General features: G+C 74.7%; 24 protein-coding genes and 1 pseudogene. 12 read left to right on the top strand and 13 right to left on the bottom strand.

Annotated elements, in window-relative coordinates; genetic code table 11:
• Window positions 1-43 precede the first annotated feature (43 nt).
• The 4 genes and pseudogenes from AB0D10_RS33970 to AB0D10_RS33955 all read left to right on the top strand — a co-directional run.
• Window positions 44-313: pseudogene (locus AB0D10_RS33970) on the top strand (hypothetical protein); the annotation flags it as partial.
• A gap of 202 nt (window positions 314-515) precedes the next feature.
• Window positions 516-1,073, top strand: coding sequence for a YceI family protein (locus AB0D10_RS33965; RefSeq protein WP_360262883.1), 558 nt, complete (start codon window positions 516-518; stop codon window positions 1,071-1,073).
• Window positions 1,074-1,151: 78 nt separating this feature from the next.
• Window positions 1,152-1,316: a hypothetical protein gene (locus AB0D10_RS33960; RefSeq protein WP_360262881.1), complete on the top strand. Its 165-nt coding sequence runs from the start codon at window positions 1,152-1,154 to the stop codon at window positions 1,314-1,316.
• A gap of 226 nt (window positions 1,317-1,542) precedes the next feature.
• The gene (locus tag AB0D10_RS33955; RefSeq protein WP_360262879.1) at window positions 1,543-1,950 is read left to right on the top strand and encodes a peptidoglycan-binding domain-containing protein; all 408 of its coding nucleotides are present in this window, start codon (window positions 1,543-1,545) and stop codon (window positions 1,948-1,950) included.
• Window positions 1,951-2,071: 121 nt separating this feature from the next.
• Here the strand turns inward: AB0D10_RS33955 and AB0D10_RS33950 are convergent, their stop codons facing one another.
• A complete protein-coding gene (locus tag AB0D10_RS33950; RefSeq protein ID WP_360262877.1) occupies window positions 2,072-2,407 on the bottom strand; it encodes a carboxymuconolactone decarboxylase family protein in 336 nt (111 codons plus the stop codon).
• Window positions 2,408-3,073: 666 nt separating this feature from the next.
• On the opposite strand from AB0D10_RS33950, the gene AB0D10_RS33945 reads away from it, so the two are divergent.
• Window positions 3,074-3,565 carry a universal stress protein gene (locus AB0D10_RS33945; RefSeq protein ID WP_360262875.1) on the top strand — a complete coding sequence of 164 codons (492 nt, stop codon included), beginning with the start codon at window positions 3,074-3,076 and terminating at the stop codon, window positions 3,563-3,565.
• 92 nt (window positions 3,566-3,657) lie between these two features.
• Here the strand turns inward: AB0D10_RS33945 and AB0D10_RS33940 are convergent, their stop codons facing one another.
• The 3 genes from AB0D10_RS33940 to AB0D10_RS33930 form a co-directional block, all read right to left on the bottom strand.
• A complete protein-coding gene (locus tag AB0D10_RS33940) occupies window positions 3,658-3,876 on the bottom strand; it encodes a hypothetical protein (RefSeq protein WP_360262874.1) in 219 nt (72 codons plus the stop codon).
• Window positions 3,877-4,250: 374 nt separating this feature from the next.
• Window positions 4,251-5,279 (bottom strand): alpha/beta hydrolase, encoded by a 1,029-nt coding sequence (locus AB0D10_RS33935; protein WP_360262872.1) that lies wholly within the window; start codon window positions 5,277-5,279, stop codon window positions 4,251-4,253.
• An 11-nt stretch (window positions 5,280-5,290) separates the two neighbouring features.
• Complete coding sequence (locus tag AB0D10_RS33930) at window positions 5,291-6,550, bottom strand: lipase (RefSeq protein ID WP_360262870.1); 1,260 nt, start codon at window positions 6,548-6,550, stop codon at window positions 5,291-5,293.
• 275 nt (window positions 6,551-6,825) lie between these two features.
• Between AB0D10_RS33930 and AB0D10_RS33925 the strand changes: the two genes are divergently transcribed.
• Complete coding sequence (locus AB0D10_RS33925; RefSeq protein WP_360262868.1) at window positions 6,826-7,209, top strand: hypothetical protein; 384 nt, start codon at window positions 6,826-6,828, stop codon at window positions 7,207-7,209.
• Between the two features lie 147 nt (window positions 7,210-7,356).
• Here AB0D10_RS33925 and AB0D10_RS33920 read toward each other — a convergent pair whose 3' ends face one another.
• The gene (locus tag AB0D10_RS33920; protein ID WP_360262866.1) at window positions 7,357-8,010 is read right to left on the bottom strand and encodes a pyridoxamine 5'-phosphate oxidase family protein; all 654 of its coding nucleotides are present in this window, start codon (window positions 8,008-8,010) and stop codon (window positions 7,357-7,359) included.
• A 112-nt stretch (window positions 8,011-8,122) separates the two neighbouring features.
• Entirely contained in the window at window positions 8,123-8,299 is a 177-nt protein-coding gene (locus tag AB0D10_RS33915) for a hypothetical protein (RefSeq protein WP_360262864.1), read from the bottom strand.
• Window positions 8,300-8,614: 315 nt separating this feature from the next.
• Here AB0D10_RS33915 and AB0D10_RS33910 point away from each other — a divergent pair, with 315 nt between their 5' ends.
• The 3 genes from AB0D10_RS33910 (at window position 8,615) to AB0D10_RS33900 (ending at window position 14,091) form a co-directional block, all read left to right on the top strand.
• Complete coding sequence (locus tag AB0D10_RS33910) at window positions 8,615-11,008, top strand: glycosyl hydrolase family 65 protein (RefSeq protein WP_360262862.1); 2,394 nt, start codon at window positions 8,615-8,617, stop codon at window positions 11,006-11,008.
• 361 nt (window positions 11,009-11,369) lie between these two features.
• Window positions 11,370-12,596: a SpoIIE family protein phosphatase gene (locus AB0D10_RS33905; protein ID WP_360262904.1), complete on the top strand. Its 1,227-nt coding sequence runs from the start codon at window positions 11,370-11,372 to the stop codon at window positions 12,594-12,596.
• 454 nt (window positions 12,597-13,050) lie between these two features.
• Window positions 13,051-14,091 carry a zinc-dependent alcohol dehydrogenase family protein gene (locus AB0D10_RS33900; RefSeq protein ID WP_360262860.1) on the top strand — a complete coding sequence of 347 codons (1,041 nt, stop codon included), beginning with the start codon at window positions 13,051-13,053 and terminating at the stop codon, window positions 14,089-14,091.
• 73 nt (window positions 14,092-14,164) lie between these two features.
• Here AB0D10_RS33900 and AB0D10_RS33895 read toward each other — a convergent pair whose 3' ends face one another.
• Entirely contained in the window at window positions 14,165-14,608 is a 444-nt protein-coding gene (locus tag AB0D10_RS33895; RefSeq protein ID WP_360262858.1) for a hypothetical protein, read from the bottom strand.
• A 194-nt stretch (window positions 14,609-14,802) separates the two neighbouring features.
• On the opposite strand from AB0D10_RS33895, the gene AB0D10_RS33890 reads away from it, so the two are divergent.
• On the top strand, window positions 14,803-15,255 hold the full coding sequence (locus AB0D10_RS33890) for a hypothetical protein (protein WP_360262856.1): 453 nt from the start codon (window positions 14,803-14,805) through the stop codon (window positions 15,253-15,255).
• Window positions 15,141-15,557, top strand: a complete 417-nt coding sequence (locus tag AB0D10_RS33885) for a hypothetical protein (protein ID WP_360262854.1) — start codon at window positions 15,141-15,143, stop codon at window positions 15,555-15,557. The genes AB0D10_RS33890 and AB0D10_RS33885 overlap by 115 nt, the downstream gene beginning before the upstream one ends.
• 112 nt (window positions 15,558-15,669) lie before the next feature.
• On the opposite strand, the gene AB0D10_RS33880 is transcribed toward AB0D10_RS33885, so the two are convergent.
• The 3 genes from AB0D10_RS33880 to AB0D10_RS33870 all read right to left on the bottom strand — a co-directional run bounded on the left by AB0D10_RS33880 (window position 15,670) and on the right by AB0D10_RS33870 (window position 18,979).
• A complete protein-coding gene (locus AB0D10_RS33880) occupies window positions 15,670-16,815 on the bottom strand; it encodes an NADH:flavin oxidoreductase (protein WP_360262852.1) in 1,146 nt (381 codons plus the stop codon).
• Between the two features lie 183 nt (window positions 16,816-16,998).
• Complete coding sequence (locus AB0D10_RS33875; protein ID WP_360262850.1) at window positions 16,999-17,544, bottom strand: MarR family transcriptional regulator; 546 nt, start codon at window positions 17,542-17,544, stop codon at window positions 16,999-17,001.
• Window positions 17,545-17,656: 112 nt separating this feature from the next.
• Window positions 17,657-18,979 (bottom strand): NAD(P)/FAD-dependent oxidoreductase, encoded by a 1,323-nt coding sequence (locus tag AB0D10_RS33870; protein ID WP_360262848.1) that lies wholly within the window; start codon window positions 18,977-18,979, stop codon window positions 17,657-17,659.
• Between the two features lie 72 nt (window positions 18,980-19,051).
• On the opposite strand from AB0D10_RS33870, the gene AB0D10_RS33865 reads away from it, so the two are divergent.
• Window positions 19,052-19,345 (top strand): SpoIIE family protein phosphatase, encoded by a 294-nt coding sequence (locus tag AB0D10_RS33865; protein WP_360262846.1) that lies wholly within the window; start codon window positions 19,052-19,054, stop codon window positions 19,343-19,345.
• Here the strand turns inward: AB0D10_RS33865 and AB0D10_RS33860 are convergent.
• The 3 genes from AB0D10_RS33860 to AB0D10_RS33850 all read right to left on the bottom strand — a co-directional run bounded on the left by AB0D10_RS33860 (window position 19,227) and on the right by AB0D10_RS33850 (window position 22,318).
• The gene (locus tag AB0D10_RS33860; RefSeq protein ID WP_360262845.1) at window positions 19,227-20,291 is read right to left on the bottom strand and encodes an NAD(+)/NADH kinase; all 1,065 of its coding nucleotides are present in this window, start codon (window positions 20,289-20,291) and stop codon (window positions 19,227-19,229) included. The two genes, AB0D10_RS33865 and AB0D10_RS33860, sit on opposite strands and share 119 nt — an antisense overlap.
• Before the next feature lie 144 nt (window positions 20,292-20,435).
• Window positions 20,436-20,792: a UBP-type zinc finger domain-containing protein gene (locus AB0D10_RS33855; protein WP_360262903.1), complete on the bottom strand. Its 357-nt coding sequence runs from the start codon at window positions 20,790-20,792 to the stop codon at window positions 20,436-20,438.
• A 425-nt stretch (window positions 20,793-21,217) separates the two neighbouring features.
• A complete protein-coding gene (locus tag AB0D10_RS33850; protein WP_360262843.1) occupies window positions 21,218-22,318 on the bottom strand; it encodes a D-TA family PLP-dependent enzyme in 1,101 nt (366 codons plus the stop codon).
• Between the last annotated feature and the right edge of the window lie 33 nt (window positions 22,319-22,351).

Genomic DNA, 22,351 nt, shown 5'->3' with positions numbered 1-22,351 from the left:
CGCAGGACGGGAACACGCGACCGGGTGAACCGCCGAGCATCCGGTACAGGACAAGACCTCCGGGACCAAGCGGTTCCGCCACCCCGTCGTCGGGGAGCTGGAGTTGACGTACGAGACGCTGCGAGCCGCGGACGATCCCGGCCAGGCCCTGATCACCTACGCCGCCACCCCGGGCACCCCCTCGCACGACGCCCTGCACATGCTGCCGGCGTGGGCCGCTCCGCCCGCCGCCACCGCCCCGCCCGGCACCGACGGCCGGCACCGGGCGATCCGGAACGACTCCGGGCCGGTGCCGGCACCGGACGGTCGGTAGCCCGACCGGCGCCCCGGGCCCGGGGCGCGCCACGCCCGGCGCGGCGGCCGGCAGCAGCGAGGTGGCGGTGCCGGGTCACCGGTCGGAGTGCACTCTTCCGCGGCCCCGCGCGTTCGGCCGAGCCGGGCGCCCGTCACGCCCTACCGTGCCTCGGGAACGACCCGGGCGGACCGCCGCCCGGGCCAGGCCCCACGGAGGAACCTTGACCACGACCAGCGGCCCCGCCGAGCTCACCGGGGACTACGTCCTCGACCCCGCCCACACCCGGATCGGCTTCGTCGCCCGCCACGCCATGGTGACCAAGGTCCGCGGCGCGTTCCTCGCCTTCGAAGGCACCGCCCACCTCGACGGCACGGACCCGTCCCGCTCGTCCGGCCAGGTGGTGATCAAGACCGAGAGCATCGACACCGGCGTCGAACAGCGTGACCAGCACCTGCGCGCCAACGACTTCCTGGACGCGCCGACCTTCCCGGAGATCACCTTCCGGAGCACCTCGGTCGAGGCCCGCTCCGACTCCGAGTACCGGGTCACCGGCGACCTCACCATCAAGGACACCACCCGCCCCGTCACCATCGACTTCGAGTACACCGGCAACGCCGTCGACCCGTACGGCAACCTCCGGGTCGGTCTGGAGGGCTCGGTCACCATCTCCCGCAAGGAGTACGGCGTGACCTGGAACGCGGCCCTGGAGGGCGGCGGCGTCCTGGTCGGCGACAAGGTCGTCCTGGAGTTCGACATCTCCGCGATCAAGCAGAAGTAGCGGCGGCGGCCCGTACCCGCCGCCCCGCACGGCGATGTCGCAGCCGCGGGCTACTCTCCGCCCCATGAACGATCAGGTGTGGGTGGGCGTGCGGGAGCGGGTACGGGCGCTGGCCGGATCTGGTCCGACGACCGGGGCGACGACGTCGACCCGGCCCCGCTCCTGACCGGGCACGGGCAGCCCGTGACGTTCGCGCGCTGGTACCTGGACTGGCTCGACCGGGCCGAACAGCAGATCCGGTGACCACTCGCAGCCGGTGCCACCCACCCCGGCGCGTACCGCACCCGCAATCGGACGGGCGGCGCCGAAGCGCCCGTTGACGGACGATCGGCCCCCGGTCGATCGACGAGCCGCCGAGTGGCGCACCTCACACCGGAGATCCTTCCGATTCCCGCTCGGCCCGGCGCCCGACGTGTCAGCCTGTGCGTCGCAAGACGTTGATCATCTGACTCGTGAACGGGGAAATCGAATGCCGAGCAAGAAGGCCAAGTCGGCGCTGGTGGTGGCTGCGGCCGGCATGGCGCTGGTCGTCGGGGGCGGTACCGCCAGCGCGAACCCCAACGCGGCGTACATCGGGTACGGGCACGTCACCTCCGGGACCCCGGTCTGGTGCGTCCAGCAGATGCTCAACTACATCGCGAGCAATTCGCACCCGGGGCCGCCCGCTCCCGGCACGATCGCCCAGGACAACTCCTTCGGTCCGGACACCTATGCCATGGTCGAGTGGCTGCAGACGGCCAACAACGCCCAGCCGAACGCCTCCCGGCTCGACGTGGACGGCGTGGTCGGCCCGGCGACCGGCACCGTCATCCTGAGCTGGGCCTCCCGGGACTACTACCAGGACTACTGCAAGGCCTACGTCCCCTCGTACTCGTAGTCGATCCGGCAGTGGCGGGGGCCCGGTCGCCGCGCGAACCGGGCCCCCGCCACCCGGACCACTGCCTCTCACCTCCCCGGCCGGCCCGCCCCCGCCGCCCCGCACCGGTCGTGCGCTCGTGTCACATCCCGCCCCGGCTCTCGTCGGCGTCGGCGTCGGCCACCGCGATGGCTATCCCGAGTGCCTCCGTGATGTGGGTCGCGGCCGACATCACGCGTGCGGTGCCGACGATCGGCGCGATCGCGACCAGCACGTCCTGCAGTTGCTCGGCCGTCATGTGTTCGCTCATCGCCGGTTCGAGGTGGGCGAGGTAGGAGACGGCTGGTGCGTCCATCGCCACCAACGCCGCGATCCGGGTGAGGATCAGCGTGTCGGGGGCCAGACCACAGCGTTCGATCGAATCGGCGGTCATCGCCGCGAGGGTGTCGAGGACGGGGGTCTCGGATGCGATTGTCATGTCAGACCATCTCCACGGATTGTTCGGGTCGGTACCGGTCTCATGTCGTGGACTCGTGCGACGCCGGCGGCCTCGCGGACGGCGCGCCCCGAACCGGGGGAGGCCGGGCGCTCCGGGGCCGGCGACGCGGTGGCTCCGGGTCGACGCGTGCGGCATCGGGGGCGACGCGGTGGTGGCGTCGAGTTCGCCGCCGGTGACACCACGGCGGCGCCCCGCGCGGCCCCGTCCTGGTGTGGAGCAGGTCGTCGGCTTGCATGACGACCGTCCGGGATCTCGTTCGAGGGGGATCCGGACCGCAAGCCCCGCCTTCACCGTAGGGCCGGCTCCATCGGCGGGTCATGGGCCGGACGGACCGCCGTCCTGGGCCGGACGGACCGCCGTCCTGGACCGCACGGCTCAATCCGGGCGTCCGGGGCCGCCCCGGTCCCGGACGCCGGCTTCCGGTGGCGCGCGGCGCACGCGGTACTCCTTCCGGAACGGCACCCACCCGGCCGCAGCGCCCGGGCGGGCGCCCCGGAGTTGCCGGGCGGGCCGCGGCGGGGGCGGATGTGCCGCCGGAGCGTTCACGGAGGATCGTTGAAGGCAGCGGACCGACCCGCACCGGTCTCCTCCGAACCCGCCGGACCGGGCGGGGCCGCGGTCAGGCCGCACGTCCTGGAGGTCCCCGTGAACACCACTCCCGCATCCGGTCCCACCGGTCCGGTCGTCGTCGGTACGGACGGCTCCGAGCCCGCCCGCAAGGCCGTGCTCTTCGCGCTCCGCGAGGCGCAGATCCGTGGGGTCGGCGTGCGGGCCGTCTGTGCCTTCGGCGGCCGGCACGCCGAGGCGGCGGACCGGTCCATGACCGGCTGGGGCGGGAGCGGCGCGGCCGCGCCGCACCTGGAGGAAGCCGTCGCCCGCGACGTGACGGACACGGTCGAGGAACTGCGGCAGCAGGTCGGCGAACCGTACGTCGAGGTCGAGGTGCGCTGTGAGCGCGGCCGGCCCGCCGAGGTCCTGCTGGACGCGAGCCAGGACGCCGGCCTGCTGGTGGTGGGGTCCCGCGGCGCCGGCCGCTGGGGCCGGCTCTCCCTCGGCTCGACCAGCACCGAGATCGTCCATCACACCCACGTGCCCGTGGTCGTCGTGCCGCACGACACGCAGGGCTCAGCCGGGTGAACGGGTGAACCGGACCGTGAGCCGGACTGTGAGCCGGACCGTCCGTGCCGCGTCCCCCGCCGGGGCACCGGCAGCCCGAGGGGCACCGACGGTCACCACCCCGCGATCCTCCCCACGGCGAATCCCACGCAGCACACGACCATGACGGCGATCACCAGCAGCGGGATCCAGCCGGGCCAGGCCGTGTGCAGTTCGACGGACTCCGGCGTCGAGATGCCCGCGCACGTCGAGGCCTCGCACTCGGGCGTCTCGGTGGGAGGGCTCACGGGTACGGGGCGCTCGTGGGTGCGGATCTGCTGGTCGACGGTCATGACGTCCTCCCGCGGTCGGGGATGTCCGGGGCGCCGGCGGTGAGGTTTCCCGGCGCGCACGCACTCGGCAGGCCGGGCCTCCCGGGCCCGCCGGTGGCCCGGTGGATCATCGGCTCCCATGGTCGCTCCGCGAGCGCCGTCCCCCCAGTCGCACCGTTTCCGCAGCGTCATGCGCCCCCGCGGAGGGCGGCGCGCGAGGTCGGGTGGCACACCGTGACCCACCGACGGCCCACCGCCTGCGCCACCTGGACGGCGTCCTCGAGCTGCCGGCCACGGAACGCGCCCGCAGGCGGTCACTCGCCGTGACCGCCTGCGGCCTTCCCACGCCCGCCTTCCCACGCCGGCCGGCCCGATCCGGCCGGCCCGCCGTGCCGCTACGCGCCGTCCAGCGTCTCCACCAGCGCCGCCAGGAACTCCTTCGGCCGCTCCAGCTGCACGCTGTGCCCCGCTCCCTCGATCACCGTTTCGCCGACCCGCCCGCCCGCGGCGGCGTAGCGCTCCAGGACGGCGCGGGTCTGCGCCACCATCGGCTGTGCCGGGCAGGTGTCGGCGCCGGGCCACCCCGGAACCGCACCGAGCGCGCCCAGGTGAGCCAGGTCGAAGAGCGAGGTGTCGGAGACGATCACGTCGGCCGAACCGCGGATCCACCGGATCGGCGGCTTCGGCTCGACCAGTTCCAGGTCGTCGATCCGGAAGTGGGTCGGCGCCAGCGAGTTGAGCACCCCTCGGTCGCCGGGCCCGAAGCCCGGCCAGGTGTCGCTCGGGCGGACGTCGCCCGGGTAGTGGTCCTCCCCGACCCGGGTGGCCAGCATCGCGGCCAGGTAGCGGTCCGGCTCGGCCAACGGCCGGCTGACGTAGGCGGTGTCCAGGACCGAGCGCGGCGCGAACGGCGACCCGGCGCCGAGTTCGCCCTCCCGCAGCAGCCGGACGAACTCCGGGGCCGCGCCGCCCGCGCCGGAACCCGCGCCGTCGGGCGAGTTGAGCCGTCCGTCCGCCCCGCGGGTGCCGCCGAAGCCGTACGGGGAGACCGGGTTGACCAGGGTGAGCGAGCGGACCAGCTCCGGCCGGTCGCGCAGCAGTTGCAGCACCACGCCGCCGCCCATGCTCCAGCCGACCAGGTGCACCGGTCCGAGGGCCAGTGCCGCCAGGAAGGAGAGCAGGTCCTCGCTGTGGTCGCGCAGGCCCCGGGTGGCGTCCACCGGCAGCGGCTCGGTGCCGCCGAAGCCGCGCAGGTCGGGCGCCAGCGGGCGGTAGCGGGCGGGGAGTTCGGCCATGGTCGGGTGCCAGAAGACGCCGGAGGAGACGTTGCCGTGCACCAGGACCACGGGTTCCCCGGTGCGGCCCTCGATCTCGGCGTAGTTCACGGTCAGTCGGTCGGTGGCGATCAGTCGGTCGGCGATCATCCGGGACGTCCTCAGTTCAGCCAGCCGGCGACCTGCGCGCTCGCCGCGCCGTCCCAGCCGAGTTCCAGGTGGTTGGCGAGGGTGATGAGCGCGGTGCCGCCGACGGTGCCGAAGCCGGTGGTGTCCAGCGCGCTGGACACGAAGACCACGCCGTCGCTGGGACCGCGGTTCTCGTTGAAGATCCCGAGGATGCCGGGCGTGCCGCCGGCCAGCAGGTACGCCGTCACCGAGGCGGGCACCCCGGCCCTGCGCAGCGGGGCGATCAGCGAGCCGGCGTCGATCGCGGCCTGGATGCCGCCGCCGTCGGTGTAGAAGCCCTGGCCGCCGTAGTAGGTCGTGTACCAGTCCTGCTGGGTCTGGTCGACGCCGAAGACCGAGTCCCAGCGGGCCAGCATCTGCCGCTGCCCGGGGTAGTCGTCGTAGCCGCCCGTCGGGGTGAAGGAGAACTCCGGGTGCGCGGTGTAGGTGCCGTAGCAGGTCATGTGCAGGTGCGGGGAGGGGGCGTTGACCGCGCCACCGCACTGCGGCCAGATCGAGAAGTCGTGCGCCCACCCGTGCGCGAAGGGGTAGTCGTAGCCGCCGTTCGGTCCGCCGAGGGTGATCAGCTTGCGCACGTCGCCCGCGTACGGGCGCCCCCAGGCCGGCTTGACGGAGGACACGTACGCCCGCGTCGACATCTCGCCCTTGCTCCAGCCCACCAGGTCCACCTGGGGGACCCCGAGCCTGGCGCGGATCAGTGCGACCGCGTCGCCGACCTCCTGGGCCTGCATCAGGTTGTCGCCCTGCTTGTGCGCGAAGCCGATCGCGAAGACCCGGTAGCCCCGCCCGGCCAGGTACTGCATCAGACCGGTGTTCGGGCAGGAGGCGGCGCCGCAGCCGTAGCCGCCGGACTCGCCGGGATTGGCCCACGCCCGGTCCGGGTTGTCGTTGGCGCCGTGGACCAGCAGGACCGGGACCTGGTGCGCGCCGGTGTTCCAGCCCGGGGCCGAGTAGAGCAGGAAGCGGCCGGAGTACGGCTGCTTGACGCCGCCGAAGAAGGTGAGCCGTTGCCCGTCCTGGTCGCCGCGGCCGTCCGGCGGGTACTGCTCCTGGCGGAAGCCGGGCGTGGTGTCGAGGTACCGCTCGACGTGGTCCCAGCCGTTGGCGACGCTGCCGTAGCTCCCCTCCAGGCTCAGGTTGGACGGCACCGCCGCCGCGGCCGGCCCTGACGGGACGACCGCGCCGATCAGCGCCAGCACGCCCGCGAGCAGCAGGCCCAGGCCTCTTCGCATACCCCGTTCACTCCTTCACGCCGAGGGTCCAGTGCGCGACACGCTACGGACGCCGGAGCGTGCGCCCCATGTCGGCGGCGCACACCCCGGGCGCCGAGGTGTGGCGGTCGGCCACCTGGCAAGGCCCCGTACTGCCCCCTCCCCCGCCCCGGGCGCGGGCACCGCTGCGGGCCCGCCGCCGAGCGGGCCCGCTCGCGGGGTGTACCGGCGGCTCCCGTTCACCGGGTGCGGGATCGTTCCGGTCCGCCGCCCCGGCGCGTACTATCCTCGGATCCATGTCGAACTCTGATGCGCTGCTCGTCGACATCGCCACGATGGTGGAGTCCGAGCGCAGCAACCAGATGCCCCTGACCGTGGTCGTCCCCGGGGCGGTCATCACCGGCCGGCTGGCACCGGAAAGCCTCTGGCACGAACGGGTGGCCGAAGTCCTCGCTGCCTCGGACCACTTGAAGCCCTTCGCCGCGTTGTTCCGGACACCCGCCACCGCCGACGGCGGGGACGCGGCGCCACCCGACGTACGGCCCACCCACCTGCACCTGCACCTGGCCCGTATCCTGCAGGGCAGTTACGGCCTGCCCCACACCGGGGGCATGTACCGGATCGCCATCGAGGACATCAGCAGCTGGACGGTGGGAGACCTCAGCTACTCCGACCAGTGACACCCCGGCCACGGCCCACCCGCACCTGCGCTCCGGGCGCGGGTACGGGCACGGGCGAGGCGCACCGGGGTCGGGACGTGACCGGCACCGCGCACCCGCGGCTCGGCGGAGTCCGGCCCGTGGGTGCCGCGCCGACGGCCGGGGCGTTCACCCCGTACCGATCCGGCGGCCGGTGACCTCACCGGGCCGGATGCGCACCCACAGCGGGCGGGCGCCGCCGGCCCACGGTGCGGCGCCCGGCAGCGCCGCGAGGCGCCGTTGCTCCTCGGGGTCGTCGATGTGGTGGGCCTCGCCGAGGATCAGGACGCTCCAGCCGCGGCTGCGGTGGTCGTCGACGTGGTCCACCTGGAAGGAGGCGGGCGAGCCGTCGTCCGGGGCGGCCGCGCCCTTGGGGGAGGTGCGGTAGACGATCGTCGCGGCGTCCACCGCGTAGTTCACCGGGAGGACCACGGGGGCCGGCCCGAGGGGCAGGCCGACCCGGCCGACGCCGTGGGTGCCGAGCAGTTCCCAGCACTGGGGCCCGGTCAGATGGAGCAGCAGCGGGCGCGGGCCGGGGTCGGCCTGTCCCGGCGGCGCGTCCGGGCGGTGGCCCGACAACAGTTCCGGCCGGGTCACCCCGAGTGCGGCGGCGATCCGGGCGAAGGCGGGCGGGTCGAACTCGGGCCCGGTCCCGAGGAGTTGCCGCAGGTAGGCCGGCGACATGTTCGCCCGGTAGGCCAGCATCCATTCGCTCAGGCCGAGTTGGTCGCGGCGTCGGACGATCCGGCGGGCGACGGCGGCGGGATCGGGGTGTTCGGTCATGGCGACGGCTCCTCCGTGGACGGGGGTCACGGCCGGCGGGGCGCGGTCCTTCGCGTCGGCCGCCTGCCGGGGTGGCGGGCCCCCGGGGCCGGCCGGACGGCCGCCCCGAGGATCACGTCGGCCCCTGACACCGTGCCGAGCGGCCGGCCCGGTCGTCGACGACCGGGACGGCGGGGACGGCGGGGACAGCGTCGCGGTGGGCCGGCGCCGCGGCCTCCTCGACCGGCGTGCCGGGCCGGGCGGCGACGACTTCGCGGGTCAGCACGTCCTGGACGGTCCGGTGCTGCACGGTCCTCGCTCCTCCTGCGGTGCCCCCGCCTTCGCTGTCTGCGGTGCCCCCGCCTTCACTGTCCGTCCGCCCGAAGGCTGCGAACAGGGCCGTACGGTCCCTGCCGCCGGGCCGGTCCGGCCCAGGACGGCGCAGCCCGGTCGGCACACCCCGGGGGCGGGAGCACCGCGCGGCCGTGGTGCCCCGCGCGGGCGGGCGGGTGCCGGTCCGCCGAAGCGGGCCCGGTGGCGCGGACCGGCCCGCCGGACGGCGTCGGGCGGACCGGCGCGCCCGTCCGCAGACTGGAGGCAGACCGGTCGGCACGGAGGTCACGTCGTGGCAGCAGACCCACCCTCGGGGCATCCCGACATGCCCGGCCCCTGGACGCTCCGGTACGAGGGCTTCGACCCGGCTGCGGAGGGGCTGCGGGAGGCGCTGTGCGCGGTCGGCAACGGGTACCTGGTCAGCCGGGGCGCCGCACCGGAGGCGGTGGCCGACGGGACGCACTATCCGGGGACGTACCTGGCCGGATGCTACGACCGGGCGGAGTCGACGGTGGCGGGACGCGCGGTCACCAACGCGGACCTGGTGAACTGCCCGAACTGGCTGCCGCTGACCTTCCGGCCGCCCGGCGGGACGTGGTTCACCGGACCGCCCGCCGGGCAGACGCTGGAACTGGACCTGCGCCGCGGCCTGCTCACCCGCACCGCCCTCGTGGTCGACGAGCAGGGGCGGCGGACGCGGCTGGTTCAGCGCCGTTTCGCCAGCCAGGCCCGGCCGCACCTGCTCGCCCTGGAGACCACCCTCACCCCGGAGAACTGGTCGGGCCCCCTGGAGGTCCGTTCGGGCCTGGACGGCGACGTCGCCAACACCGGGGTCGCCCGGTACCGGGGGCTCGCCCGGCGCCACCTCGTCCCGGCCGGCCAGGGGGCGGACGCGGCGGGGCTGCTCTGGCTGGAGGTCGACGCCGTCGGCTCGCCGTTGCGGATCGCCCTCTGCTGCCGAACGGCCGCCGGCCGGGCGGAGGTGGCGGCGGAGTCCCGCGCGGGCTGGACGGCCCACCTCCTCACCGTGGACGCCGGGCCGGAGCGGCCCGTGACCGTCACGAAGACGGTCGCCGTGCACACCTCCCGCGACCGGGCGATCGAGACCCCGCTGCGGGCCTCCCGCCTGCTCGCCGCCGAGGCCGGCGACTTCGAGCAGCTGCTCGGCGAACACGCCCTGCGCTGGGCGGAGCTGTGGCGCCGCTGCGGGATCGAGGCCGACTTCGACGGCGTCGGCGCACTGCACCTGAACCTGTTCCACCTGCTGCAGACCCACACCGAGCACTCCGTCGACCTGGATGTCGGCGTCCCGGCCCGGGGGCTGCACGGCGAGGCGTACCGGGGACACGTCTTCTGGGACGAGCTGTTCGTGCTGCGGCTGCTCGACCTGCGCTTCCCCGACCTCGCCCGCGCCGTGCTGCGCTACCGCCACCGCCGCCTCGACGCCGCCCGCCGCGAGGCCCGCGTGCTCGGCCTGCGCGGGGCGATGTACCCGTGGCAGAGCGCCGGCGACGGCCGGGAGGAATCCCAGCAGGTGCACCGCAACCCCCTGTCCGGCCGCTGGCTGCCCGACCACAGCCACCTCCAGCGGCACGTCGGATCGGCCGTCGCCTACAACGTGTGGCAGTACTACCAGTCCACCGGGGACCGGGACTTCCTGGCTGCGGCCGGCGCCGAGATGCTGCTGGAGATCGCCCGCTTCTGGTCCTCCGCCGCCGACTACGACCAGGACCGGGAACGCTGGTCGATCCGCGGCGTGCTCGGCCCCGACGAGTACCACGACGCCTACCCCTGGGAGACGCGGCCCGGCCTGGACGACAACGCGTACACCAACGTGCTGGCCTCCTGGGTGCTGGCCCGCGCCCAGGACGCCCTGGACGTCCTGCCCGGCTACCGTCGCGACGAGCTGCGCGAGCGCCTCGCCCTCGACGCCGCGGAGCTCGACCGCTGGCAGGACGTCGGCCGGCGCCTGCACGTCCCGTTCCACGACGGCGTCCTCAGCCAGTTCGACGGCTACGAGCGGCTCGCCGAACTCGACTGGCCGGGCTACCGGCGCCGCCACCCGGACCTGCGCTGGCTCGACCGGATCCTGGAGGCCGAGGGCGACACCGTGAACCGCTACAAGGCCTCCAAGCAGGCCGACGCGCTGATGCTCTGGTACCTGTTCTCCGCCCGGGAGGTGCGCGACCTGCTGCGGCGCCTCGGCCACCCGGCCGGCCACGAACTGCTGCGCCGCACGACCGACTACTACCTGCGGCGTACCGTCCACGGCTCGACGCTCAGCTCGGTGGTGCACGCCTGGGTCCTCACCCGCTCCGACCGCCGCGCCTCGTGGCACTACTTCCGGGACGCCCTGGTGGCCGATCTCCGGGACAGCCAGCACGGCACCACCGCGGAGGGCGTCCACCTGGGCGCCATGGCGGGCGCGGTCGACCTGCTGCAGCGCTGCTACACCGGGCTGGAGGTTCGCGAGGACGCCCTCTGGCTCGACCCGCACCTGCCCTCCGCCCTCCACCGGCTCGACCTGGACCTGCGCTACCGGGGCCACTGGGGCCTGGCGATCACCGTCGAGCGCCGAGCGGTCACGGTGAGCCTGCGCGAGGACCGGCAGGAGCCCGTCCACGTCCGGCTGCGCGGCACCGAGGTGACGATCCGGCCCGGCGAGACCCGGCTCCTGCACCTCTGACGAGCCCGAACCGTGACGGGCCCGGGCTCGGTGCGCCGTCCCGGACGCCGTCGGGGAGCGGGGACGCCGCTCGACGGTCCGGCGGCTCCCGGCGGACACTGGCAGGAACGGAGCCCCCGGCGCGCCCGGCGCCGCCGGGTCACCCTGCCGGCGCCGCCCGGAGGCGGCTCCGCCGCGGAGAGGAACACGGTGGCCGACGCCGAACCGCGCCGCTGAGACGCCCCCACGGAGGTGAGTGATGAGCGAGAGTGCCGAACGACCGGCCCCCGTCGTCGGGGGAGTGGACGTTTCTCCGGCCGCCGGGACCGCCTCGGGCCGGGCGGTGCGGCACACCGGGGGCGGCGGGGCCGGCGCGGATGCCGTGACCGGCCCGGCGGCCGACTACCGGGCGGTGTTCCGCGCCCTGCCCGGCATGGTCGCCCTCCTCTCGCCGGACCTGGTGTACGTGGACGCCAACGAGGACTTCGTACGGATGTCGGGCCACAGCCGGGACCGGCTCGTCGGCCGGTACCTGTTCGACGTGTTCCCCGACAACCCGGAGGACCCGACCGCCACCGGTGCCCGCAACCTGGAGGCGTCGCTGCGCAGGGTCCTGGCCACCGGTGAACGCGACACCATGGCCCTGCAGCGCTACGACGTCGAATCGACCACCGTGCCCGGCGACTGGCAGGAGCGGTACTGGAGCCCGGTCAACGAGCCCGTCCTCGACGCCGACGGCCGGGTGGTGCTGCTCGTCCACCGGGTCGAGGAGATCACCGAGCTGATCCGGGCCCACGGCCTGCCGGAGGGCAACCGCGCCCGCGTCCTGGAGGCCGAGCTCTACACCCGTGCCCGCGAACTGCAGGAGGTCAACGAGCGCCTGCGCGCGGCGCACGCCCGTGAACGGGAGGTCGCGCTCGCACTCCAGGAGGCCATGCTGCCCGCGCCCAGACCGCTCGGGCAGCACGACGCCGCAGTCCGCTACCGGCCGGCCGTGGGCACGCTCAACGTCTGCGGCGACTGGTACGACCTGGTCGAACTCCCGGGCGAGCGCATCGCGGTCGCCGTCGGGGACGTGGTCGGCCACGGGCTGCTGGCCGCCGGTGTGATGGGCCAGCTCCGCAGCGCCCTCAGCGCCGCCTCACGGGTCGCCGCCGGACCGGCCCAGGCCCTGGAGGTCCTCGGGCTGTACGCCCGCTCGGTCGACGGCGCCGAATCCACCACCGCTGCCACCGCCTTCGTCGACTGCACCGCGCGGACCGTCACCTACAGCAGCGCCGGGCACCCCCCGCCCGTCCTGGTGCGCGGCGACGGCACCGTGGAGTTCCTCGACGGCGCCACCGACCCACCGCTCGGCGCCCGCCCCGAACACCGACCCCGGCCGGAGGCCGTCACCGGCTACGCCGAGGGCGACACCCTCGTCCTCTACACGGACGGGCTCGTGGAACGCCGCCGGGAGGACATCGACACCGGCCTGGGCCGGCTCGCCCGGGCGCTCTCCGACAACCGCCGCGCCGACCCCGGCGCGCTCGCCGACCGGGTCCTGTCCGCGCTGCTGCCGCCCGGCGGCGCCACGGACGACGCCGCGCTGATCATCGTCCGGCTGTGAGGCACCCGCCCGCCCGGCCACGGACCGACCGGCCCGCCCCGCGCACCCGGGCCGACCGGCCGGCGGCGCGGGACCGACCGGCCGTCGGCCCGGGACCGACCGGCCCTGCCGCCCCGCGGCCGGCCGCGGTCTGCTGGAACCGGGCACCCGTCCCGCCGCGCCGGGCCAGGACGGCCGCAGGCACCGGCCGTGCCGATCGGCGTGCTCACCGGCGGCCCCACCGCGGACGCATCGGAACGGGACTCATCGGCCGGCCGGAGCCGAGGGCCGCCGCCCCGGCGGTCACCGGCACCTGCCCCCGTGACCCGTTCGACCTGGTCACCGGCCTCGCCCGCAGGGTCGCCCGCGCCGCGGCCCGCACCGCCCCGATGACCGGCGAGTGCCCGCCGCCCTCCGAACCCGACCCGAACGGCCCCGCCCCCGAGGGCCGCGGAAACGCAGACGGGAGACCGCGATGAACACGGCGCAACCGGTGCCGGCCGAGACCGGGGCCTGGGTGGTGGCCCGCCCCGGGCCGGTCGACGGAACTCGACCGGGCCCGTTGGCGTGGGAGCGACGGCCGGTGGACGCGCCCGGGCCGCACGAGCTCCTCGTGGAAGTGGAAGCCTGCGGGGTGTGCCGCACCGACCTGCACCTCGCGGAAGGCGACCTCGCCCCTCACCGCGCGAGGTGCACGCCCGGGCACGAGGTGGTCGGGCGGGTACGGGCGGCCGGCCCGGAGGCCCAGGGGTTCGCCGTCGGGGACCGCGCCGGAGTCGCCTGGCTGGCCGGGACCTGCGGCAACTGCGCCTACTGCCGCAACGGGCGCGAGAACCTCTGCCCCGACTCGCGTTACACCGGCTGGGACCGGCACGGCGGCTACGCCGGACACCTGACCGCCGACGCCCGCTTCGCCTACCGCCTGCCCGAAAGCCCGCCCGCCGAGGAGCTCGCCCCGCTGCTGTGCGCGGGGATCATCGGCTACCGGGCCCTGGAGCGGGCCGACCTGCCGCCGGGCGGGACCCTGGGCATCTACGGCTTCGGGGCGTCCGCGCACCTGACCGCGCAACTCGCCCTCGCCAGGGGCGCACGCGTCGCCGTGTTCACCCGGACCCCCGCGGCCCGACGCCTGGCGCTGGAACTCGGCGCCCACTTCGCCGGCGACTCGTACGACCCTCCGCCGCGCCCGCTGGACTCCGCCATCCTCTTCGCCCCGGTAGGCGAACTCGTGCCCGTCGCCCTGGCGGCCCTCGACCGCGGCGGCACGCTCGCCGTCGCCGGCATCCACCTCACCGACATCCCGACGCTCGACTACCGGCACCACCTCTTCCAGGAACGCACCCTGCGCAGCGTCACCGCCAACACCCGGGCCGACGGCGTGGCCTTCCTCGCCGAGGCGGCCCGGATCCGCCCGGTCGTCCACCTGACCCGCTACCCGCTGCGAGGGGCCGACACCGCGCTCGCGGACCTCGCCGCGGACCGGGTCACCGGTGTGGCCGTACTCGTCGCGGAGTAGCGGACGACGGAACAGGCGAACAGCGGAACAGGCGAACGGCCGACGCCGCCGGGCGGTTCCGGACCGGGATCCGTCAGTACGGGAGGTTCCGAGCGGGCCGCCCACTGGTGTGCGACGCGGTGTTCCCGTCGTGCCGGGCCGTCGACGGCGGCGGCACCCGGCCGTCGTGGGCACCCGGGCCGGGACCGGCACCCGGGGCGGGCCGCCCCTGCAGGCAGGCGCGGGCGCACGCCAAGAGCAGGGCGGCGCACCGCAGATGGTGGTTGACCACGGGGACCGGGGTGCCGCGCAGGCGGTCGGCGGTGTGCAGCGCGGCGGCGGCCTGCTGCAGCAGCTCGCCGGTGCGGTGTATGGCGTGCCCCCGGTCGCTGGCCCGGTATTCCTTGGCCAGGGCTTCGGCGGCGTGGGCGAGTTCGCCGACACCCGGGTCCTCGACCGGTTCGGCACCGAAGAACTCCAGCGCGTACGCCAGTTCTGCCAGCCGGGCGCTGCGGCGCCTGTCCCACCACGTGCTCACGCTGCGATCATGCACCACGACGCGCCGTGGTGGGTGCGGAATCGGCCAACTCCCCCGCACCGGCGCCGACTCGGCGACCCACGCCCCCGTCGGCCGGACGGGACGCCGGCTGCGGCCCACCGTCCCCGGCGATCACCGGTGCGGCGCCCCGGTGGTACGTTCACCGACACTGCACCGAAGGGGAGCGCAAGCCGATGGACAACGAACTGCGGCAGGCAGCCGTCGCGGCGCTCGGCGCACTCGGGCGAAGCCACGACTACCGCGACCGCGCGGATGCCGGGCAGGGCCTGGCCGGGTTCGCCGAACTGCCCGAGGCCGTCGGGCCACTGCTGGAGCTCGTGCTCGACCGGGGTGACACCTTCGTCACCCGGCAGACCGTACGAGCCCTGCTGCGCCGAAAGGACCAGGCCGGGCTGGCAGTGGTCGCCTCCGCGCTGGCCGTCGCCGACGAGAACCACGCCGACTGGATCCACACCGCCGTCGACGACGTGTTCGGCGTCTTCGCCGACGACCGGGACGCAGCGATGCGGCTGTGCGAGGAGATCTCCCGGGACGCCGTCGGCGACGGTCCGGCGCGGGCGGCCCGTCAACTGCACCTGATCCTGGCCGAGATCGACCCCGTCCTCGGGCCCGCGCGGCACCCGTAGGCCGCGGGCCGGTCGGAACGGCGGGACAGCGGGACAGCGGGACAGCAGCGGTCGACTACCGCTACGCCCACCACGACGGCGGCCGGGCCGAACTCTCCGCGTACCGGCTCCCGGACGACCTGGCCGAGCGGTGCGTACGGCTGGCCGGGGACCTCGGGCTGGTCCTGGCCGGGATCGACCTGATGCTCGCCGACGACGGCGGGGTCTACTGCTTCGAGGTCAACCGCAGCCCGGCCTTCACCTACTTCGAGTCCCACACCGGCCAGCCGATCGCCCGCGCCATCGCGCTCGCGCTCCGCTGACACCGTCGCCAACGGCACGGCCCGCACCGGCACCAGCGGATGTCGCCGCGCCCTCGTGGGCTGCCGGGTCCCGGCCGCACTCGCCGTGCGGCCGGGACCCGGGGCGCTGTGGTCAGCTCAGGGTGCGGACCGCGGCGGCGTCGTAGGAGCGCAGGTCGGCGAAACGGCCGGAGAGGACCTTCTCCGCCCACTGCGGGTCCTGGAGGAGGGCGCGGCCGACTGCGACCAGGTCGAACTCGTCGCGCTCCAGCCGGTCGAGCAGGTCGTCGATGCCCTGGACCGGGGCGCCCTCGCCCGCGAAGGCGCGGATGAAGTCCCCGTCGAGGCCGACCGAGCCGACGGTGATGGCGGGGCGGCCGGTGAGCTTCCTGGTCCAGCCGGCCAGGTTGAGGTCCGAGTCGTCGAACTCGGGGACCCAGTAGCGGCGGGTCGAGGCGTGGAAGGCGTCGACCCCGGCCTCGGCGAGCGGGGAGAGGATCGCCTCCAACTCCTGCGGGGTCTCTGCGAGGCGGGCGTCGTAGTTCTCCGACTTCCACTGCGAGTAGCGGAAGATCACCGGGAACTCCGGGGAGACGGCCCCGCGCACCGCGGCGACGAGCTCGGCCGTGAACTTCGTCCGGGCGACCGGGTCGCCGCCGTATCCGTCGGTGCGGCGGTTGGTGCCCGCCCACAGGAACTGGTCGAGCAGGTAGCCGTGGGCGCCGTGCAGCTCGACACCGTCGAAGCCGATCCGCTCGGCGGCCGCGGCGGCCTCCGCGAACGCACCGATGACGGCGTCCAGGTCGGCCCGGGTCATCGCTCGGCCCGTCCCCTCGGTGCCGTCGAGCCGGATGCCGGACGGGCCGACGGCGGGGGCGTCGGCGAACGGCGGGTCGCCCTGCTTGCGCACCATGCCGATGTGCCAGAGCTGCGGCACGATGGTGCCGCCCGCCGCGTGGACGTCCTCGGCGACGCGGGCCCAGCCGGCCAGCTGCTCCTCGCCGTGGAAGCGCGGGATGCTGTCGCTCTGCCCGGCGGACTCGTGGCCGACGTAGGTGCCCTCGGTGACGATCAGGCCGACGCCTGCGGCGGCGCGGCGGGCGTAGTAGGAGCGCACGTCCTCACCGGGCACGCCGCCCGGGGAGAACTGGCGCGTCATCGGCGCCATCACGATGCGGTTGGGCACGGTCAGCCCGTTGATCGTGACGGGCCGGGACAGGATCTCGGCCGCGCGGGAGGCGGAACGGTCGGCGGCCGCGGCGGGCTCGGTGACGGTCATGGGGTTTCCTCGCGGGTAACGGTGGTGTGCGCCGGATCGAAACGGTTGCCCGTGCCAACCGCCCCGGCGGCCTCCGCATTTCGCCGACCGTGCCGACCTCGCCGTGATCCGTGCCACACCGGCGCCGGGTACCCCCGTCGGCCATGGCGGGGCGGCGTTCCGTCCCGCCGGTCGCGCGGCGGGTCAGCCGCGCGCGGTGGTGGAGCCGGTGCGGGTCCGGGTGGGTTCGGTGGTGCGCAGGCGTTCGATGTGGTGCCGGGTCAGGTCGCGGGCGCGGTCGAGGAAGTCGGTGATGACGTCGAGCTGCTCGGGGCCGAAGTGCGCGAGCACCTCGCTGCGGGCGCCGTCGACCAGCGGGCCGATCAGTTCGTGGGCGCGGGTGGCGGCCCGGGGGGTGGCCCGCACGACGGACTTGCGCCGGTCGGTGGGGTGGGCGGCGCGGGTCAGGTAGCCGGCGCGTTCGAGCCGGTCGAGCATCGTGGTGACGCTGCCGGTGGTCAGCCCGAGCCGGTCGGAGAGGTCGGTGGGGGAGGATTCCTCCACCTCCCGCAGGAGGATCTCCAGACACCGCAGGTCGGTCTCGTTGACACCGAGAACGCGGGCGCATTCGCGGTCGAAGTCGTCGACGGCCGCCTGGTAGGCCTCGACGCTGTCGTTGAGCCGGGTTTCCCCGGCGGTGCGCTCGTCGTTCAAGGCGTCGTGTCCCCCGGGGCCGGTTTTGCTGGACATTCAAGATACCTGGCTTCCGTGATGGCCCGTGGCCGCGTGCCGGGCCCCGGCCGGGCGGGGCGAGCACCCGGGCCGGCGGGGCGGAACGGGCACCCCTCGGGCGGGCGGGCGTCTACGCGTCGCCGCGGTAGGCGGACAGCTGGTCGAGGAACCTGTTCCTCAGCACCGGGACCCTGCTCGTGACACTGAAGTAGCTGCGGGCCCCGAACAGGGCCAGACGGCCGATGCCGGGCCGGTAGAGCGGGTCGGCGGCGGTGGTGCCGTTCTGTCCGAGCGAGTCGGCGACGCGCCGGAAGCCGTAGGGGATCATCTCGGCCTCGTAGTCGCCGACCGCCTGCAGCAGGGGCTTGTGGCCGTTCGCGGCGGCCGTCACCTGGCGGCACAGCAGCGCGGCGTCGCGCAGCGCGGTGTTGGCCCCCACGCCCTGGCCGGGGGTCATGGTGTGGATCGCGTCGCCGAGCAGGGTGATGTCGGTGGTCTTCCAGGGCTCGACCGGCTCGGAGGTCGCGATCTTGAGCGGGAAGGCGGTCTGCGGGTCGGACAGCTCGAAGATCCGGCGCAGCCCGGGGTGCCAGTTGCGGGTCGAGGCGAGGATCGTGTCGATCAGCTCCCTGCCGCGCTGCCGGGTGACGTCCGCCGGGAAGTTCTCGTGCCGGCTCCAGACCGAGAGGTTGAGGTAGTCGCGGGTGTTGTCGAACTGCAGCCCGGACCAGTCGTCGAGCAGCGCCCGGTCGGCCGGGTCCTTGGGGTTGCCGTCGGCGTCCCACTTGAACTCCATCGAGTGGAGCATGCCCATCATGCCCTTGGTCCCGAAGATGAGGGATATGCCCTCCAGGGCCTCGGGCGGGACCAGTGCGCGGGTCTCGGGGGTGAGCGCCGTCTTGGTCGCCAGCGCGGTGATGCCGGTGTCCTTGACCCGGGCGTGCGGCAGGAACTGCTCGCGCACCTTCGAGCGCGAGCCGTCGGCCGCGACCAGGAGGTCTCCGGTGGCACTGGTGCCGTCACCGAAGTCGGCGCGGACCCTGCCCCCGGGGATCCGGTCGTAGCCGATGAACTCCTTGCCGTAGTGCACCACGTCGTCCATCCCCGTGAAGAGCACCTGGCGCAGGGTGGAGCGGGAGACGGAGCGCTCGGCGTCGACCGCGTCCTCGGCCTCCGGCAACCGGAAGGTGGCGGTGGTGCGCATCGACTGCGTCAGCACGTTGAAGCGCCGCGGGTCCCTGGCGCAGGTGGCGACGAAGGTGTCGAACAGCCGGGGCGGCAGGCAGTCGTGCAGGGCTCGGCTGCCGGTGGGGTCGATTCCGACCCGGTAGCCGTACAGGCCGTCGCTGCGCGACCCGTAGCGCTCGTAGACGGCGACCGACACGCCGGCCTTCTTCAGGCCGTGGGCCAGGCACATCCCTCCGGTGCCGCCACCGATGATCAGTACGTGCACGGGCAAAACTCCTTTGAAAGCCATTCCTCTTGAAGTTCAAGATAAATATAGCTTGGAGTCCGAGACACTTGATTGTCAAGCAATCTGCCGCGGCGCCTGCCGACCGGCAACGGGAGCCCCCCCCGGATCGGCGGCATCCTGCTCGGCGCGATCGCTCAGGCCGAGTACGAGGAGCACGAGGCCCGGCTCGAAACGGGCGACACCCTCGTGATGTTCACCGACGGGCTCATCGAACGGCGCGAACCGTTCAGCGGGCCGCGGCGGGAGGGGGCAGGCGCAGGTCCGCCAGGTCCGGGGGGACGGGCGAGTCGAGGCGGAAGAACGGCGCGGACTCCCCGTCGGTCGCGGTGGCGGGTGCGTCGGTGAGCCGGAAGCGGTCCCGCAGCCGGCCGTAGAAGTCCGTGGGCCGGAGACGGATGAGCCGCACGCGCTGCGGGGCCCGGTAGACGCCGATCCAGTCACCCGGGTCGATGATCCCCCGCGGCTGCCCGTCGATGCTGACCGCGGCGCGGCCGGAGTGCGGCAGGATGCGCAGCGCGATCGGTTCGTCGGGGGCGGCGACGACGGTGCGGTTGAAGGTCATGTGGGCGGCGATCGGGGTGAACACCACCGCGTCCATGTGCGGGGATAGCACCGGGCCGCCGGCGGCGAAGCTGTACGCGGTCGAGCCGGTGGGCGTGGCGACGACGAGGGCGTCGGCCGAGTAGGCGGCCAGCAGCCGGCCGGAGATGTAGACGCCCGCGCTGAGCTGGTGGTCGCGGGCGAGCTTCTCCACCACCACGTCGTTGAGGGCGTTGACGTCCAGGGCCACGCCCCAGCCGTCGCCCGCGGTGTCCTCCGGCCGCACCTGCGGCGGCGGCAGGGCGGGGCCGCGCCCGTAGCAGAGGAAGGCCTCCATCTCTGCGGGTATCTCCGGCGGCCTGGAGGCGCGCATGGTCAGCGTCATCCGCTCCTCGACCGGGGCGTGCCCGGCGTGGACGGCGTCGAGGGCGACGGTGATGTCGCGGGCCGGCACCTCGGTGAGGAAGCCGACCTTCCCGAGGTCGACGCCGAGCACGCTGGCCCCGGTCGTCACGGCGATCCGGGCGCCGCGCAGGAAGGTCCCGTCCCCGCCGAGGGTGACGACCAGGTCCGGGTCCCCGGCGGCGTGGGCCTCCTCCCGGCCGGAGCGGAGCCGCCCGTCCGGCGACCGGACGTCGGTCTCGGTGCAGGGGACACCGTGCGCCTCGCACCAGGCCCGCACGACGCGCGCACCGTCCCGCGCGGCGTCACGGCCGTGATGGACGACCAGTCCGACGCGGTGCACGGACATGGGGACCTCGCCTTGTCGCCGCGTTGCCGCGGTCCCGCCCGTCGGGGTGCGGTGGCCGCGCGCTCCTACCCGACCCATGGTGGCGCCTCGACGGGCGATCGGCTCGCCGGGGCGGGTGCCCGCTGACCGCCGGGCACCCGGCGGTCAGCGGGCGCCGAGCAGGTCCTGCCAGTCGGCGGGCACCCGGCCGGCGGGACCGGGAATCGGCTGGTCGACCGGATGGTTCCGCGGTGGCGCCAGCTCGGGCCCGGTCTCGAAGTACTCGGACGTGGCGTAGTTCCAGAACCACGCCTCGTCGGGTTCGAAGCTGCGGATCACCGGGTGTCCGGTCGCCCTGGCGTGGGCGGTGGCGTGCTTCGCGAGGGAGTCGTCGCAGCAGCCGATGTGCCCGCACAGGGCGCACCGCCGCAGGTGGACCCACCAGCCGCCGGCCGCGTCGCACTCGACGCAGCCGGTGCCGCTGGGCGGTACGAGCGGGCTGACGGCGTTCTCGGGGATCATGGGCGTTCCTCCGGTGGTCGTGCCTTCACGGTAGTCGCCGCCGTCCGCACGGGCTTGCCGGGTGCCGCCCGTACCCGGCTCTCCGCGGGTTCGCACCGGGAACGTGAGCAACTGCTCGTTGACCTCGTCGGCGTAGGTCCGGCGGAGGCCGTGGTCGGCGCCCTCGATGGGCACGAAACCGCTGTCCCTGATGAGTTCGTGGCTTCGCGGGCCGCAGGCCTCGACGGGCGGGACGCGGTCCGCGGTGCCGTGCAGGACCAGCACCCGAATGTCGTACCCGGGGTGCCCGGGGTGCCCGGAACTCCGGCACCGGACCACCCGTCCACCCCACCACCTCGTGGGCGACCTCACCCGTCCGACCGCCCGACGGCCGCGCCGCGCCCTGACGGCGACGGCGCGGCCCCGGCCCCGGGTGGGCCCCCCGGTCAGGCGTTCCTGCCGCGGGCGGCGACGCGCCAGCGGTCCACGAGCTCGCCGTCGCGGACCACGGCGACGTCGTCGACGAGGTTCACCGCCACGCAGACGTGATTGGGGATCACCCGCAGCCGCTCGCCCAGCGCGGGGAGGTCGCCGTCGGCGGGCCAGACCACGGTGGCGTGGTGCTCGGACAGCGCCGTGATGCGGGCCTCGGGGTGGTCGATGAGCCGGCCGAAGCCCGTCGCCCAGGCGGGCCGGTCGCCGCCGAGGACCTTGCTGCCCGCGTCCACGACCACCCGGCGGGGTGTGGCCCCGTCCCCTTCGTGCCGACTGACCACGGTGGCCGCGACCGTCAGGGCGATGTCCTCGACGGCGCACCGGCCGAGTTCCCACTGCTGGGCGTCGCCGAACACGTAGACGCCCGGCCGTGCTTCGGTGATGGCCGAGGTCCCGGTCAGTTCCGCGGTGGGCGTGGAGCCGCCGCTCACCCGGGTGACCTCGAAGCCCGCGGCGGTGAGCGCCTCGGCGGCCTCGCCGAGGGCCTGTTCCTCCTGCGCGGCGGCCTTGGCGGGCATCTGCGGTGCGTAGCCGTGGCCGGGGAAGGTGAACACGCCGGCGACGCGGAGTCCGGCGCGGGCCGCCGCCCCGGCCACCTCCACGGCCTGGGCGGGGCTGACGCCGCTGCGGTGGTGTCCGCTGTCGATCTCCACCAGGACCTCGATCCCGCCGGCCGCGTCCCCGAGGTGGCGGCCCGCCGTCTCGGCCGCTTCGACGGAGTCCGTCCCGATCGCGATCCTGGCCGTCGTGGCGAGCCGGCGCAGCCGTTCCGCCTGCCGGGGCCCGATCCAGAGCGGGTAGGCGATGAAGAGGTCGGTGGCGCCGTGCTCGGCGAAGACCTCGGCTTCGCCGATGGTCGCCACCGTCAGTCCGACCGCCCCGGCCGCGAACTGCCGCGCGGCGATCTCCGGCATCTTGTGGGTCTTGGCGTGCGGACGCAGCCGCAGGCCCTTGGCGCGGAGCGCGGCCGCCATGCGCTCGATGTTCCGCTCCAGCACGTCCAGGTCGACCATGACGTCCGGGGTGTCGACCTCCACCGGGATTCTGGGCATCTGCTTCCTTTCGGCTCGAATCGCGCCCCCATT

The sequence above is a fragment of the Kitasatospora sp. NPDC048545 genome (assembly GCF_040651155.1).
Taxonomy (GTDB): Bacteria; Actinomycetota; Actinomycetes; order Streptomycetales; family Streptomycetaceae; genus Kitasatospora.
Note: the sequence above shows the minus strand (reverse complement) of the source record. Positions and strands in the feature narration are given on the sequence as shown.

Coding starts and splice junctions, on each gene's coding strand:
- AB0D10_RS33860 (WP_360262845.1), bottom strand. CDS start 20,291: ATGTCCGTGCACCGCGTCGGACTGGTCGTCCATCACGGCCGTGACGCC.
- AB0D10_RS33880 (WP_360262852.1), bottom strand. CDS start 16,815: ATGACCGTCACCGAGCCCGCCGCGGCCGCCGACCGTTCCGCCTCCCGC.
- AB0D10_RS33875 (WP_360262850.1), bottom strand. CDS start 17,544: ATGTCCAGCAAAACCGGCCCCGGGGGACACGACGCCTTGAACGACGAG.
- AB0D10_RS33925 (WP_360262868.1), top strand. CDS start 6,826: ATGTCGAACTCTGATGCGCTGCTCGTCGACATCGCCACGATGGTGGAG.
- AB0D10_RS33900 (WP_360262860.1), top strand. CDS start 13,051: ATGAACACGGCGCAACCGGTGCCGGCCGAGACCGGGGCCTGGGTGGTG.
- AB0D10_RS33890 (WP_360262856.1), top strand. CDS start 14,803: ATGGACAACGAACTGCGGCAGGCAGCCGTCGCGGCGCTCGGCGCACTC.
- AB0D10_RS33950 (WP_360262877.1), bottom strand. CDS start 2,407: ATGACAATCGCATCCGAGACCCCCGTCCTCGACACCCTCGCGGCGATG.
- AB0D10_RS33855 (WP_360262903.1), bottom strand. CDS start 20,792: ATGATCCCCGAGAACGCCGTCAGCCCGCTCGTACCGCCCAGCGGCACC.
- AB0D10_RS33850 (WP_360262843.1), bottom strand. CDS start 22,318: ATGCCCAGAATCCCGGTGGAGGTCGACACCCCGGACGTCATGGTCGAC.
- AB0D10_RS33930 (WP_360262870.1), bottom strand. CDS start 6,550: ATGCGAAGAGGCCTGGGCCTGCTGCTCGCGGGCGTGCTGGCGCTGATC.
- AB0D10_RS33920 (WP_360262866.1), bottom strand. CDS start 8,010: ATGACCGAACACCCCGATCCCGCCGCCGTCGCCCGCCGGATCGTCCGA.
- AB0D10_RS33935 (WP_360262872.1), bottom strand. CDS start 5,279: ATGATCGCCGACCGACTGATCGCCACCGACCGACTGACCGTGAACTAC.
- AB0D10_RS33940 (WP_360262874.1), bottom strand. CDS start 3,876: ATGACCGTCGACCAGCAGATCCGCACCCACGAGCGCCCCGTACCCGTG.
- AB0D10_RS33955 (WP_360262879.1), top strand. CDS start 1,543: ATGCCGAGCAAGAAGGCCAAGTCGGCGCTGGTGGTGGCTGCGGCCGGC.